The sequence below is a fragment of the Streptomyces sp. STAM6 genome (assembly GCF_054963715.1).
This window is the reverse complement of record NZ_JBUEFZ010000037.1, coordinates 47,003-58,795: the sequence shown is the minus strand read 5'-3', so window position 1 is coordinate 58,795 and position 11,793 is coordinate 47,003. Positions and strand designations below refer to the sequence as shown.

At 71.0% G+C, this 11,793-nt stretch carries 12 protein-coding genes; 6 read left to right on the top strand and 6 right to left on the bottom strand.

Annotated elements, in window-relative coordinates; translation table 11 throughout:
• Nucleotides 1–255 precede the first annotated feature (255 nt).
• Nucleotides 256–1,929, bottom strand: coding sequence for a fumarate hydratase (locus ACY34K_RS29225; protein WP_462752422.1), 1,674 nt, complete (start codon nucleotides 1,927–1,929; stop codon nucleotides 256–258).
• A gap of 149 nt (nucleotides 1,930–2,078) precedes the next feature.
• On the opposite strand from ACY34K_RS29225, the gene ACY34K_RS29220 reads away from it, so the two are divergent.
• Nucleotides 2,079–2,732 carry a DUF1707 SHOCT-like domain-containing protein gene (locus ACY34K_RS29220; RefSeq protein WP_462752420.1) on the top strand — a complete coding sequence of 218 codons (654 nt, stop codon included), beginning with the start codon at nucleotides 2,079–2,081 and terminating at the stop codon, nucleotides 2,730–2,732.
• Nucleotides 2,733–2,854: 122 nt separating this feature from the next.
• Complete coding sequence (locus ACY34K_RS29215) at nucleotides 2,855–3,223, top strand: WhiB family transcriptional regulator (RefSeq protein WP_462752418.1); 369 nt, start codon at nucleotides 2,855–2,857, stop codon at nucleotides 3,221–3,223.
• A gap of 90 nt (nucleotides 3,224–3,313) precedes the next feature.
• Here ACY34K_RS29215 and glpX read toward each other — a convergent pair whose 3' ends face one another.
• A complete protein-coding gene (gene glpX, locus ACY34K_RS29210) occupies nucleotides 3,314–4,345 on the bottom strand; it encodes a class II fructose-bisphosphatase (protein ID WP_462752417.1) in 1,032 nt (343 codons plus the stop codon).
• A 126-nt stretch (nucleotides 4,346–4,471) separates the two neighbouring features.
• Between glpX and ACY34K_RS29205 the strand changes: the two genes are divergently transcribed.
• Nucleotides 4,472–4,996, top strand: coding sequence for a DUF4245 domain-containing protein (locus tag ACY34K_RS29205; protein ID WP_462752415.1), 525 nt, complete (start codon nucleotides 4,472–4,474; stop codon nucleotides 4,994–4,996).
• A gap of 326 nt (nucleotides 4,997–5,322) precedes the next feature.
• Here the strand turns inward: ACY34K_RS29205 and ACY34K_RS29200 are convergent, their stop codons facing one another.
• The 3 genes from ACY34K_RS29200 to xseA form a co-directional block, all read right to left on the bottom strand.
• Nucleotides 5,323–5,913, bottom strand: coding sequence for a malonic semialdehyde reductase (locus ACY34K_RS29200; protein WP_462752413.1), 591 nt, complete (start codon nucleotides 5,911–5,913; stop codon nucleotides 5,323–5,325).
• A gap of 130 nt (nucleotides 5,914–6,043) precedes the next feature.
• Nucleotides 6,044–6,304: an exodeoxyribonuclease VII small subunit gene (locus ACY34K_RS29195; RefSeq protein ID WP_462752411.1), complete on the bottom strand. Its 261-nt coding sequence runs from the start codon at nucleotides 6,302–6,304 to the stop codon at nucleotides 6,044–6,046.
• A gap of 10 nt (nucleotides 6,305–6,314) precedes the next feature.
• Nucleotides 6,315–7,544 carry an exodeoxyribonuclease VII large subunit gene (gene xseA, locus ACY34K_RS29190; protein WP_462752409.1) on the bottom strand — a complete coding sequence of 410 codons (1,230 nt, stop codon included), beginning with the start codon at nucleotides 7,542–7,544 and terminating at the stop codon, nucleotides 6,315–6,317.
• Nucleotides 7,545–7,923: 379 nt separating this feature from the next.
• Between xseA and ACY34K_RS29185 the strand changes: the two genes are divergently transcribed.
• Nucleotides 7,924–8,922, top strand: a complete 999-nt coding sequence (locus tag ACY34K_RS29185; RefSeq protein WP_462752408.1) for a 4-hydroxy-3-methylbut-2-enyl diphosphate reductase — start codon at nucleotides 7,924–7,926, stop codon at nucleotides 8,920–8,922.
• 47 nt (nucleotides 8,923–8,969) lie between these two features.
• Nucleotides 8,970–9,710 (top strand): polyphosphate--glucose phosphotransferase, encoded by a 741-nt coding sequence (ppgK, locus tag ACY34K_RS29180; RefSeq protein ID WP_462752406.1) that lies wholly within the window; start codon nucleotides 8,970–8,972, stop codon nucleotides 9,708–9,710.
• A gap of 36 nt (nucleotides 9,711–9,746) precedes the next feature.
• Here the strand turns inward: ppgK and ACY34K_RS29175 are convergent, their stop codons facing one another.
• Nucleotides 9,747–10,391, bottom strand: coding sequence for a DUF6542 domain-containing protein (locus ACY34K_RS29175; RefSeq protein WP_462752405.1), 645 nt, complete (start codon nucleotides 10,389–10,391; stop codon nucleotides 9,747–9,749).
• Nucleotides 10,392–10,576: 185 nt separating this feature from the next.
• Here ACY34K_RS29175 and ychF point away from each other — a divergent pair, with 185 nt between their 5' ends.
• Complete coding sequence (ychF, locus tag ACY34K_RS29170; protein WP_462752403.1) at nucleotides 10,577–11,665, top strand: redox-regulated ATPase YchF; 1,089 nt, start codon at nucleotides 10,577–10,579, stop codon at nucleotides 11,663–11,665.
• Nucleotides 11,666–11,793 lie beyond the last annotated feature (128 nt).

Genomic DNA, 11,793 nt, shown 5'->3' with positions numbered 1-11,793 from the left:
GCCCCACCCCTGCGCCGGATGCCGGGTGCGGCTCGGTTCCTGGTGGGGGCCCGTCGCTCCGGTGGGCGGCTGGGGGACCTGTGGTGGGCAGTCGCTCCGCAGGGCGATGGGGGTCCCCCTGCTGGAGTGAAGCCGAGAGCTTGGGGAGGGTGGGCACAACCGGGCCGCGCAGACAGGGGGTCCGGGGCGGAGCCCCGGGGTGGGCCCGCACTTCGGGGGTGCGGGCCCGGAGGGCGGGGGCGGAGCCCCAGCCCCCTAGAGGCCGGGGCCGCGGACCGGGATGGACGTGAACGTCGGCGCCGGCGCCGGATCCTGGAAGAAGTCGTTGCCCTTGTCGTCGACGACGATGAACGCCGGGAAGTCCTCCACCTCGATCTTCCAGACCGCCTCCATGCCGAGCTCCTCGTACTCGACCACCTCGACCTTCTTGATGCAGTCCTGCGCGAGCCGCGCCGCGGGTCCGCCGATCGAGCCGAGGTAGAAGCCGCCGTGCGTGCCGCACGCGTCGGTGACCTGCTTGGAGCGGTTGCCCTTGGCGAGCATGACCCTGGAGCCGCCCGCCGCCTGGAACTGCTCGACGTAGGAGTCCATGCGGCCGGCCGTCGTGGGGCCGAAGGAGCCGGAGGCGTAGCCCTCGGGGGTCTTCGCGGGGCCGGCGTAGTACACCGGGTGGTCCTTGAGGTACTGCGGCATCTCCTCGCCCGCGTCCAGCCGCTCCTTGATCTTCGCGTGGGCGATGTCGCGGGCCACGACCAGCGGGCCGGTGAGGGACAGCCGTGTCTTCACCGGGTGCTTGGAGAGCTCGGCGAGGATGTCGTCCATCGGCTGGTTCAGGTCGATCTTGACGACGTCGCCCTCGGTGGAGAGCTGCTCGTCGGTGGTGTCGGGCAGGAAGCGCGCGGGGTCGGTCTCCAGCTGCTCCAGGAAGACGCCCTCGGCGGTGATCTTCGCGACGGCCTGGCGGTCGGCCGAGCAGGACACGGCGATCGCCACGGGCAGCGAGGCGCCGTGGCGGGGCAGGCGCACCACGCGGACGTCGTGGCAGAAGTACTTGCCACCGAACTGCGCGCCGATGCCGATCTTCTGGGTGAGCTCGAAGACCTTCTTCTCCAGCTCCTCGTCGCGGAAGCCGTGGCCGAGCTCCGAGCCCTCGGAGGGCAGCTCGTCCAGGTAGTGCGCGGAGGCGTACTTCGCGGTCTTCAGGGCGAACTCGGCGGAGGTGCCGCCGACGACGATCGCCAGGTGGTACGGCGGGCAGGCCGCGGTGCCGAGCGAGCGGATCTTCTCTTCCAGGAACTTCATCATGGACGCCTCGTTGAGGACGGCCTTCGTCTCCTGGTAGAGGAAGGACTTGTTGGCGGAGCCGCCGCCCTTGGCCATGAAGAGGAACTTGTAGGCGCCGCCGTCGGTCGCGTACAGCTCGATCTGCGCCGGGAGGTTGGAGCCGGTGTTCTTCTCCTCCCACATGGTGAGCGGAGCCATCTGCGAGTAGCGCAGGTTCAGCTTGGTGTACGCGTCGTAGATGCCGCGGGAGAGGGCCTCCTCGTCGCGGCCGGAGGTGAGCACGTTCTGGCCGCGCTTGCCCATGACGATCGCCGTGCCGGTGTCCTGGCACATGGGCAGGACGCCGGCGGCCGCGATGTTGGCGTTCTTCAGCAGGTCCAGGGCGACGAACTTGTCGTTGGAGCTGGCCTCGGGATCGTCGATGATCTTGCGCAGCTGCGCGAGGTGCGCCGGGCGGAGGTAGTGCTGGATGTCGTGGATCGCCTCGGCGGCCAGCTTGCGCAGCGCCTCCGGCTCCACCTTGAGGAACGTACGGCCGTCGGCCTCGAAGGTGGAGACGCCCTCGGCGGTCACCAGGCGGTAGGGCGTGGTGTCCTCTCCCAGGGGGAGAAGGTCGGAGTACGCAAACTCTGGCATTACGGCCATTCCTCACTCGGCAGACGGCGGCGCCACCTCCGTTGGCGGCGCGTTCACAAGCGTAAGACGCCGCACCGGCACCGGGTCTGTGAGGTAAGGCTCAGTTCCCGCGACGCGTCCCCTAGTCGCGATCTATCGCGTTTCGCTAGTCTGCTTCCGTGGACCTCGAAAAGCAGCCCCAGAAGCCGGTCGCCCACGCGGACATCCGGGCATCGGACGCCGACCGCGACCGGATCGCGGACATCCTCCGCGACGCCCTCGCCGAGGGGCGGCTCGACGCCGAGGAGCACTCGGAGCGCATCGACGCCGTGTATCGCGCCAAGACCGTGGGGGAACTGGAGCCGATCGTCCGGGACCTGCCGGCGGCCGGGGCGCGCCGCGAGGCCGAGCGGGGCTACGCGTACGGCCCGGACGACACGAGCGCGCCCGCGGAGAACCTGGTCGCGGTCTTCTCCAGCTCCACCCGCAAGGGCCGCTGGCGGGTGGGCCGCAGGACCAACGCCTTCTCCCTCTTCGGCAGTATCGAGATCGACCTGACGGAGGCGATCTTCACCCAGCGGCTGACGACCATCAACGCCACCTCGATCTTCGGCAACGTCGAGGTCCGGGTCCCGGAGAACATCACCCTGCGCGGCAGCGGCACCGGCGTCTTCGGCAACTTCGAAGTGGTCACCCTGGAGGCGGCCGACCCCGAGGCCCCGGTCATCGTCGTCAACGGGTACTCCGTCTTCGGCAACGTCGAAGCCAAGCCGAAGCGCGGCAAGCGCATCGCCGATCTCCACGACAAACTGCGCAAGCACCTGGGCCATTGAGGCGGCGGCGGGTTTCGGCCGACCGGAATTCGCCCCAGGGAACGCAGTGCATAGGCGCGCGCACAGCGGGTAGGCCTTGCTGCATCGTCTCTCGCTCGCGAAGCCGTCGTCAGGAGTAGACCGTGCTGCAACTGCCGCATCAGCCCCTCCAGGTAGCCGCCGTACCCTCCCAGCGGATTTCCGCGCGAGAGGACCAGGGCGGGCCCTGGCATACGGAGGCGGTGTGCCGCCGGGACGAAGCCGGACTGTTCTTCGCCCCGTCCAAGGAGCCCACGGCCGCCCGGCTGGCGCGCGAGGAGGCCGCCAAACGGGTCTGCGCCCGCTGCCCGGTGATGGTCGAGTGCCGGGAGCACGCGCTGCTCCAGCCCGAGCCGTACGGAGTGTGGGGCGGCCTGACCGCGGCCGAGCGCCGCGTCGTGCTCGCCCGCCGGCGCCGTCGTGAGGTCGAGCTCAGGAAGGCCGCCTCGCAGCAGATCGCCGCGGCGGGCTGACCTGCGCGGCTCCCGCACGGCACGCGAGGCCCGGCCCGTACGGAAAGGGGCGCTCCCACCGCACCTGGGGGCGCCCCTCTCCGTTGGCGCCTACTTGGCCCGATCGAAGTCGATCTGGCTGTACGCGCGCAGCTTCGACAGCCGGTGCGTGGAGTCGATCCGCCGGATCGTGCCCGACTTCGAGCGCATCACCAGCGACGACGTGGTCGCGGTCTCCGAGCGGTAGCGGACCCCGCGCAGCAGCTCGCCGTCCGTGATGCCGGTCGCGACGAAGAACACGTTATCGCCGCTGACCAGGTCGTTCGTGGAGAGGACACGGTCCAGGTCGTGGCCGGCGTCGAGTGCCTTCTGGCGCTCGGCCTCGTCCTTCGGCCACAGCTTGCCCTGGATGACACCGCCCAGGCACTTTATGGCGCAGGCGGAGATGATGCCCTCCGGCGTGCCGCCGATGCCCAGGAGCATGTCCACGCCGGTGTCCTCGCGGGCGGCCATGATCGAGCCGGCCACGTCGCCGTCCGAGATGAACTTGATCCGGGCGCCGGTCTCGCGGATCTCCTTGACGATGCCCTCGTGGCGGGGGCGGTCCAGGATGACGACCGTGACGTCCTCGGGGGACATGCTCTTGGCCTTGGCGACGCGCCGGATGTTGACCGAGACCGGGGCGTTGATGTCGACGAAGTCGGCCGCCTCGGGGCCCGTGACGAGCTTGTCCATGTAGAACACCGCGGACGGGTCGAACATGGTGCCGCGGTCGGCCGCCGCCAGCACGGCGATCGCGTTGGGCATGCCCTTGGCGTTGAGCGTGGTGCCGTCGATCGGGTCGACCGCGATGTCCACCTCGGCGCCGGTGCCGTCGCCGATCCGCTCCCCGTTGTACAGCATGGGCGCTTCGTCCTTCTCGCCCTCGCCGATGACGACGACGCCGTTCATCGAAACGGTGGAGACAAGGGTCCGCATGGCGTTGACCGCCGCGCCGTCGGCACCGATCTTGTCGCCGCGGCCGACCCAGCGGCCGGCGGCCATCGCGGCGGCCTCGGTGACCCGGACGAGCTCCAGGGCCAGGTTGCGGTCGGGAGCCTCGGGGGAGACCTCGAGCTCGGACGGCAGATGATGCTCGGTCATCGGAGCGCACCTTTCTGTACGGCGATGCCGGAAGTGAAGAGGGTGCTGTGACTCTATCCCCAGGTCGACATATTGAGCAGTGGGGCCCACGTCTGAGCAGCTCGCCCTGATGCGACCATAGGGGGCGTGGCAGGTATGCGAGGCAAGCAGACAGTACGCGGAATGTTCCAGTCGATGGCGGTCATCTGCGCCGTCGCCGGCGTGATCTACCTCTTCGTTCCGCATGACGAGAACGCGGACCCGATCAAGCCGGTCGACTACCGGGTCGAGCTGGTGACGGCCCAGCGTGCGGCTCCCTACGCGGTGCTGGCGCCCCAGGGGCTGGCCAAGGACTGGATGCCGACCTCCGTCTCGTACGACCGCCAGGAGTCCGACGCCTGGCACCTGGGTTTCCTGACCCCGGACCGCGAGTACGTGGCCGTCGAGCAGTCGACCGCGCCCGCCGCGAAGTACATCGACGGGGTCACGCACGGCGCGGCCGACACCGGACGCACGCAGGCCGTCGCCGGGCAGCAGTGGCAGCGCTGGGAAGGGCCGAAGTACGACGCCCTGGTCCGGCAGGAGAAGGGCGTGACGACGGTGGTCACCGGTACCGCGCCGTACGCGCAGCTGGCCGAGATGGCCGCCGCGCTGCAGTCGAAGAAGGCCTGAGCGGTCCACCTGCCCGCGCACGGCGACGGCCCCGGACACCGAGGGGGGATCGGTGTCCGGGGCCGTCGTCCGTGCGTACGCGGGACCGGTGGGTCCGCGCGCCGCCCCGTCCGGCGCGGGGGGCGCGTCAGACGGTGGTGATGACCTCGTCGTAGGCCGGCCGCGGCGAGCGCGGGCTGTGCTTGTCCGGGGGCGACCCCCGGACTCCCGGCAGCGCTCGGTACGTGGCCGTCAGACGGTGGTGATGACCTCGTCGTAGGCCGGCCGCGGCGAGCGCGGGCTGTGCTTGTCCGGGGGCGACCCCCGGACCCCCAGCTACGTGGCCGTCAGACGGTGGTGATGACCTCGTCGTAGGCCAGCCGCGGCGAGCGCGGGAACCAGGCGTCCTCGCCGGGCTTTCCGATGTTGATGACCATCAGCGGCGTGTGGTCGCCGTCCAGGAACTCCTTCTGCACGCCCGCGTGGTCGAAGCCGGTCATCGGGCCGGCGGCCAGGCCGGCGGCGCGGACGCCCACGATGAAGTACGCGGCCTGCAGCGCGGCGTTGAGACCGGCGGAGCTCTCGCGGACCGGGCGCTCGGCGAAGAACATGTCCTTGGCCTGCGGGAAGTGCGGGAGCAGGTTCGGCAGCTCCTCGTGGAACTCGTTGTCGGCGGCGAGGATCGCGACCAGCGGCGCGGCGGCGGTCTTGGCGCGGTTGCCCTCCGCCATGTGCGGCAGCAGGCGCTCGCGGGCCTCGGCGGAGCGGACCAGCACGATGCGCAGCGGCGTCTGGTTGAAGGCCGTCGGGCCGTACTTCACCAGGTCGTAGATCGCCTGGACCTGCTCCTCCGTGACCGGCTCGTCGGTGAAGGTGTTGGCGGTGCGGGCCTCACGGAAGAGAAGGTCCTGGGCGGCGGGGTCAAGGGCGAGGGACATGCTGCGTACCTTTCGGATGTGCAGAGGGGTTCGAGCTGTCCCCAAACGTACGCCCGAGATAGGTTAAGTTTCAACTAAAACGCGGGTGCGGTGATCCAACTCACAGAGACAACCGTGATTCCCGGGCCCCTCAGGCCTCCCGGCCGGCCGTGCCCTCCGGGTCCGCCAGGGCGGCGTCGAGGCGGGCACGCGCCCCCTCCAGCCAGCGGCGGCACACCTTGGCCAGTTCCTCGCCCCGCTCCCACAGGGCCAGCGACTCCTCCAGCGTCGTGCCGCCCGCCTCCAGCCGCCGGACGACCTCGATGAGCTCGTCCCGCGCCTGCTCGTACCCGAGCGCCGCCTCCGCGGCCGCCGCCGCGTTCGTGTCCGTGTCGGTCTTCGTGTCCGCCATGCGCTCCACCCTAAGGGCGGGGTCCGACACCGCCGGGGCCCACGCGCACCGCGAATTCACCCTCCGCGACGCGCGCCCTCAGTTCCTCGTCCGCCGCGACCTCCTCCGGCGACCGGACCACCGTCCCGTCCGTCCGCTGCAGCACCGCGTACCCCCGCTCCAGGGTCGCCGCGGGGGAAAGTGCCACCACGCGCGCGCGGGTGTGGGACAGCTCCGAGTCCGCCCGGTCCAGCAGATGACCGAGCACCCGCCGGCTGCGCGCCAGCAGCGCGTCCACCTCGGCCTGCCGCTCCTCCACCATCCGCTGCGGGTGCTCCATCACCGGCCGGCCCAGCGCGTGCGCCAGCCCGCGCTCCTCCCGCTCCACCAGCCCCCGCACCGTGCGCAGCGCGCGGTCCCGCAGCGCCCGCACCCGGTCGAGCTCCTCGCCCACGTCCGGGACGACCTTCTTCGCGGCGTCCGTCGGCGTCGACGCCCGCAGATCCGCGACCAGGTCGAGCAGCGGCGTGTCCGGCTCGTGCCCGATCGCGGACACCACCGGCGTACGGCACGCCGCCACCGCGCGGACGAGCTGCTCGTCGGAGAACGGCAGCAGGTCCTCCACACTGCCGCCGCCCCGCGCCACGATGATCACGTCGACGTCCGGCAGGTCGTCCAGCTCCTTGACGGCCTGCACGACCTGCGGCACCGCGTGCACGCCCTGCACCGCGACGTTCCGCACCTCGAACCGGACCGCCGGCCACCGCCGCCGCGCGTTCTCCAGCACGTCCCGCTCGGCGGCCGAAGCCCGGCCGCACACGAGCCCGACGAGCTGGGGCAGGAAAGGCACCGGCTTCTTGCGGTCGAGCGCGAAGAGGCCCTCCGCTCCCAGCGACCGCTTGAGCTGCTCCAACCGGGCGAGCAGCTCACCGATGCCGACCGGCCTTATCTCGGCCGCCCGCAGCGACAGCTGGCCCCGCGGCGCGTACCACTCGGGCTTGGCGTGCACCACGACGCGCGCGCCCTCGGACACGATGTCCGCGACCGCGTCGAACACCTGCCGGTAGCAGGTCACCGCCACCGAGATGTCGTGCGAGGGGTCCCGCAGCGTCATGAACACGACGCCCGCGCCCGGCCGCCGGGACAGCTGCGTGATCTGCCCCTCCACCCAGATGGAGCCGAGCCGGTCGATCCACCCCCCGATGAGCCGCGACACCTGTCCGACGGGCAGCGGAGCTTCGGCAGACGTAGTGAGAGCCATGAGGGCGAGCGTACGCGCCGGCTACGACATCCCTCCGGCCCCCGCCGGGCCGCGCCGCAACGCCGTGTCGGTGGCGGCAGCACCCTGCGGCGTACCCGGCGACCGGACCGGCCCCACGGGACCACCCGGACCGTCCGGGCGTAGCTGAATGCGGTGAAAGCCGTCGCGACGGCGCCGCCCCGTGGACCAGCGCCACGAACCCGGGGAGAGGGCCGCCCGCGCGACGCGGAGCGGGCCGTGGACGACAAGATCCCGGAACCCGAGCGTCCGCCGCAGCCGCGGTGCCGCTCCGTACCCCGCGCACCCGGGCCGACCGGCTCCCCCGGTCTCGCCACCCGGCGGATCGGGCGCCGCTCATACGCGCCCTTACGATGGGACCATGACTTCTGCGCCTTCCCGCCAGTCGCCCGAAAAGCGCGTCCTGCTCGCCGCTCCCCGCGGCTACTGCGCGGGCGTGGACCGTGCCGTCATCGCCGTGGAGAAGGCGCTGGAGCAGTACGGCTCGCCGATCTACGTGCGGCACGAGATCGTCCACAACAAGTACGTCGTGCAGACCCTGGAGAAGAAGGGCGCGATCTTCGTCGACGAGACGGTGGAGGTCCCCGAGGGGTCCATCGTGATGTTCTCCGCGCACGGTGTGGCGCCGACCGTCCACCAGGAGGCCGCCGAGCGCCGGCTCGCGACCATTGACGCGACCTGCCCGCTGGTCACCAAGGTCCACAAGGAGGCGGTCCGGTTCGCCAAGGAGGACTACGACATCCTCCTGATCGGCCACGAGGGCCACGAGGAGGTCATCGGCACCTCCGGCGAGGCCCCGGACCACATCACCCTCGTGGACGGCCCGGCGGACGTCGAGCACGTCACCGTCCGCGACGAGTCGAAGGTCGTCTGGCTCTCCCAGACCACCCTCTCCGTCGACGAGACGATGGAGACGGTCGACAAGCTGAAGGAGAAGTTCCCGCAGCTGATCTCCCCGCCGAGCGACGACATCTGCTACGCCACGCAGAACCGCCAGACCGCGGTGAAGCAGATGGGCGCCGAGGCCGACCTGGTCATCGTCGTGGGCTCCAAGAACTCCTCCAACTCCGTCCGGCTCGTCGAGGTCGCCCTCGGCGCCGGCGCGAAGGACGCCCACCTGGTCGACTTCGCCGAGGAGATCGACGAAGCCTGGCTGGAGGGCGTCGCCACGGTCGGTGTCACGTCCGGGGCGTCCGTCCCCGAGGTGCTCGTCGAGGGCGTCCTGGAGTGGCTGGCGCAGCGCGGCTTCGAGGACGTGGAGATCGTGAAGGCGGCCGAGGAGTCGATCACCTTCTCGCTGCCCAAGGAGCTCCGCCGCGATCTGCGCGCCGAGGCCGCCGCCCTCACCGAGGAGCGATGACCCCGTAAAGGCGGTAACTGTCAGCGCCGCCCCGTAACGTTGAGTCCATGAACGTCTTCGGAGTGGACATCGGCGGGTCCGGGATCAAGGGCGCCCCAGTGGACCTGGAGCGCGGAGATCTGGCCGAGCCCCGCCACAAGGTACTGACCCCGCACCCCGCGACGCCCGACGGCGTCGCGGGGTGCGTTGCTGAGGTCGTCACCCATTTCGGCTGGTCGGGCCCCATCGGCGTCACCTTCCCCGGCGTCGTGACGGGCTCCACGATCCGCACGGCGGCGAACGTCGACAAGGCGTGGGTCGGCGTCGACGCGGCCGCGCTGCTCGGCGAGCGGCTGCCGGGCACGGCGATCACCGTGCTGAACGACGCGGACGCGGCCGGGGTCGCCGAGATGACCCTCGGCGCGGGCCGCGGCCGCAAGGGCACGGTGATCATGCTGACCTTCGGTACGGGCATCGGCAGCGCGCTCTTCATCGACGGCCGCCTGGTGCCGAACACCGAGCTCGGGCACCTGGAGCTGAACGGCCACGAGGCGGAGAAGCGGGCCTCCACGAAGGTCAAGGAGGACAAGGACCTGAGCTGGGAGGACTGGGCGCACCGGGTGCAGAAGTACCTGGCGCACGTCGAGATGCTCTTCTCGCCCGAGCTGTTCATCGTCGGCGGCGGCGTCAGCCGCAAGGCCGAGAAGTTCCTGCCGCTGATCACGGACGTCCGGGCCGAGATCGTCCCGGCGGAGCTGCAGAACAACGCGGGCATCGTCGGCGCGGCCATGGCGGCCGCCGCCCGCTGACGGAGGCGTCCGCCCGTCCGGCGGGCGGACGGCTCCCTACGGGACGCGGCGCTGGGCCATACGGGCCGCGGCCGACCTCTGGCGGCGGCCCATCAGCCGCAGCTTCCGTACGGACGTGATGACCCCGGCCACCAGCGTGCCGCCGTACAGCCAGCCCGCGTGGACGGCGAGCGCGGTGACGATGGCCATCGTCTGGCCGCCGATCCCGCCCTCGCCGCCGGCGATCGGTACGACGCCGACGGCGAAGGCGATCGGCACGCTGATCGGCGCCGTGACCAGGTCCGGCCCCCGCACCCACAGCGCCGTCATGGCGCTGACCGGCAGGAACAGCAACCCGTACACGAGCGGGGACCCGTCGAGGAGCAGCCAGTCCAGACAGCCCAGCACGAACATCGCCGTGGCGGCGAAGAGCCCGGCGCCCAGTCCGGTCAGCCGGGGGTTGGGCAGTCTGCGCAGGGCGAGCACCACCGGGGCGGGCCGCCGCCCCGGCCCGCCGAGGGGCCGCCCGGCCATGCCCCCGGGCGGGACCGGCCGGCGGCCCGGCCGCCCGGGCCGGGGCGCCGCGCCGGCCCGTGGGCCGGCCTGGTAGGCGGCCGCGCCCTCGACGAGCGTGCCCTGGGGCAGGACCGGGGGCTGCGGCCGCTGCCGGCGCTGCGCGGGACTGTTCCTGTGCTGCTCCACATGGACAACGTAGGTCGCGACGAGGCGGGAAACCGGCATCGGACACGCCCTTTGGGTGACCTTGACGCAGAGTTCGTCCGCCGAGCACCGCCCCGCCACCCTCCGGCTCCCGTCACGGCGCCTCCCGGCACGCCCGTAAACTGGGGGATCGGCCCACCATCCACATTTCTAGGGAAGTCGCCAACGTGTCGCTCACGATCGGAATCGTCGGTCTGCCGAATGTCGGCAAGTCGACCCTGTTCAACGCCCTGACCAAGAACGACGTGCTGGCGGCCAACTACCCGTTCGCCACGATCGAGCCGAACGTCGGCGTCGTCGGCGTGCCCGACGCCCGGCTCACCAAACTGGCGGAGATCTTCAGCTCCCAGCGCGTGCTGCCGGCGACGGTCGACTTCGTGGACATCGCGGGCATCGTGCGCGGTGCCTCCGAGGGCGAGGGCCTGGGCAACAAGTTCCTGGCGAACATCCGCGAGTCCGACGCGATCTGCCAGGTCATCCGCGCCTTCAAGGACGAGAACGTCGTCCACGTCGACGGCAAGGTCTCGCCGAAGGACGACATCGAGACGATCAACACCGAGCTGATCCTCGCCGACCTCCAGACCATCGAGAAGGTCCTCCCGCGCCTCCAGAAGGAGTCGCGGATCAAGAAGGACGTCGCGCCGAAGGTCGCGGCCGTCGAGGCGGCCAAGGAGATCCTGGAGAAGGGCGACACCCTCTTCTCGCACGGCATCGTCCAGGGCAGCGAGAAGGCGGAGCTGCTGCACGACCTGCACCTGCTCACCACGAAGCCGTTCCTGTACGTCTTCAACGTGGACGAGGACGAACTGACCGACGACGCCTTCAAGGACGAGCAGCGCGCCCTGGTCGCCCCGGCCGAGGCGATCTTCCTCAACGCCAAGCTGGAGGCGGACCTCGCCGAGCTGGACGAGGAGGACGCCATGGAGCTCCTCCAGTCCGTCGGCGCCGAGGAGCCGGGCCTCGCCACCCTGGCCCGCGTCGGCTTCGACACCCTGGGCCTGCAGACCTACCTGACGGCGGGCCCCAAGGAGTCCCGCGCCTGGACGATCAAGAAGGGCGCGACGGCCCCCGAGGCGGCCGGTGTGATCCACACCGACTTCCAGAAGGGCTTCATCAAGGCCGAGGTCATCTCCTTCGCCGACCTGGTCGCCACCGGCTCGGTCGCCGACGCCCGCGCGGCGGGCAAGGCCCGCATGGAGGGCAAGGAATACGTGATGCAGGACGGCGACGTGGTGGAGTTCCGCTTCAACGTGTGACGTCTCGTCAAGGACTGTTCCCGACCCGCTTGTTGGTGGGTCGGGAACAAGCTTCTGTCCGCAGGGGGTCCTCGTTCCCGTGATGGGGGGTGGCAGGTCTGGTCGGCGTGGCGGTGAGACTGCCTCAG

Bases quoted from the DNA above. Each gene is read 5' to 3' on its own strand.
- xseA (WP_462752409.1), bottom strand. From the start codon at position 7,544: ATGGCTCTCACTACGTCTGCCGAAGCTCCGCTGCCCGTCGGACAGGTG.
- ACY34K_RS29185 (WP_462752408.1), top strand. From the start codon at position 7,924: ATGACTTCTGCGCCTTCCCGCCAGTCGCCCGAAAAGCGCGTCCTGCTC.
- ppgK (WP_462752406.1), top strand. From the start codon at position 8,970: ATGAACGTCTTCGGAGTGGACATCGGCGGGTCCGGGATCAAGGGCGCC.
- ACY34K_RS29200 (WP_462752413.1), bottom strand. From the start codon at position 5,913: ATGTCCCTCGCCCTTGACCCCGCCGCCCAGGACCTTCTCTTCCGTGAG.
- glpX (WP_462752417.1), bottom strand. From the start codon at position 4,345: ATGACCGAGCATCATCTGCCGTCCGAGCTCGAGGTCTCCCCCGAGGCT.
- ACY34K_RS29195 (WP_462752411.1), bottom strand. From the start codon at position 6,304: ATGGCGGACACGAAGACCGACACGGACACGAACGCGGCGGCGGCCGCG.
- ACY34K_RS29225 (WP_462752422.1), bottom strand. From the start codon at position 1,929: ATGGCCGTAATGCCAGAGTTTGCGTACTCCGACCTTCTCCCCCTGGGA.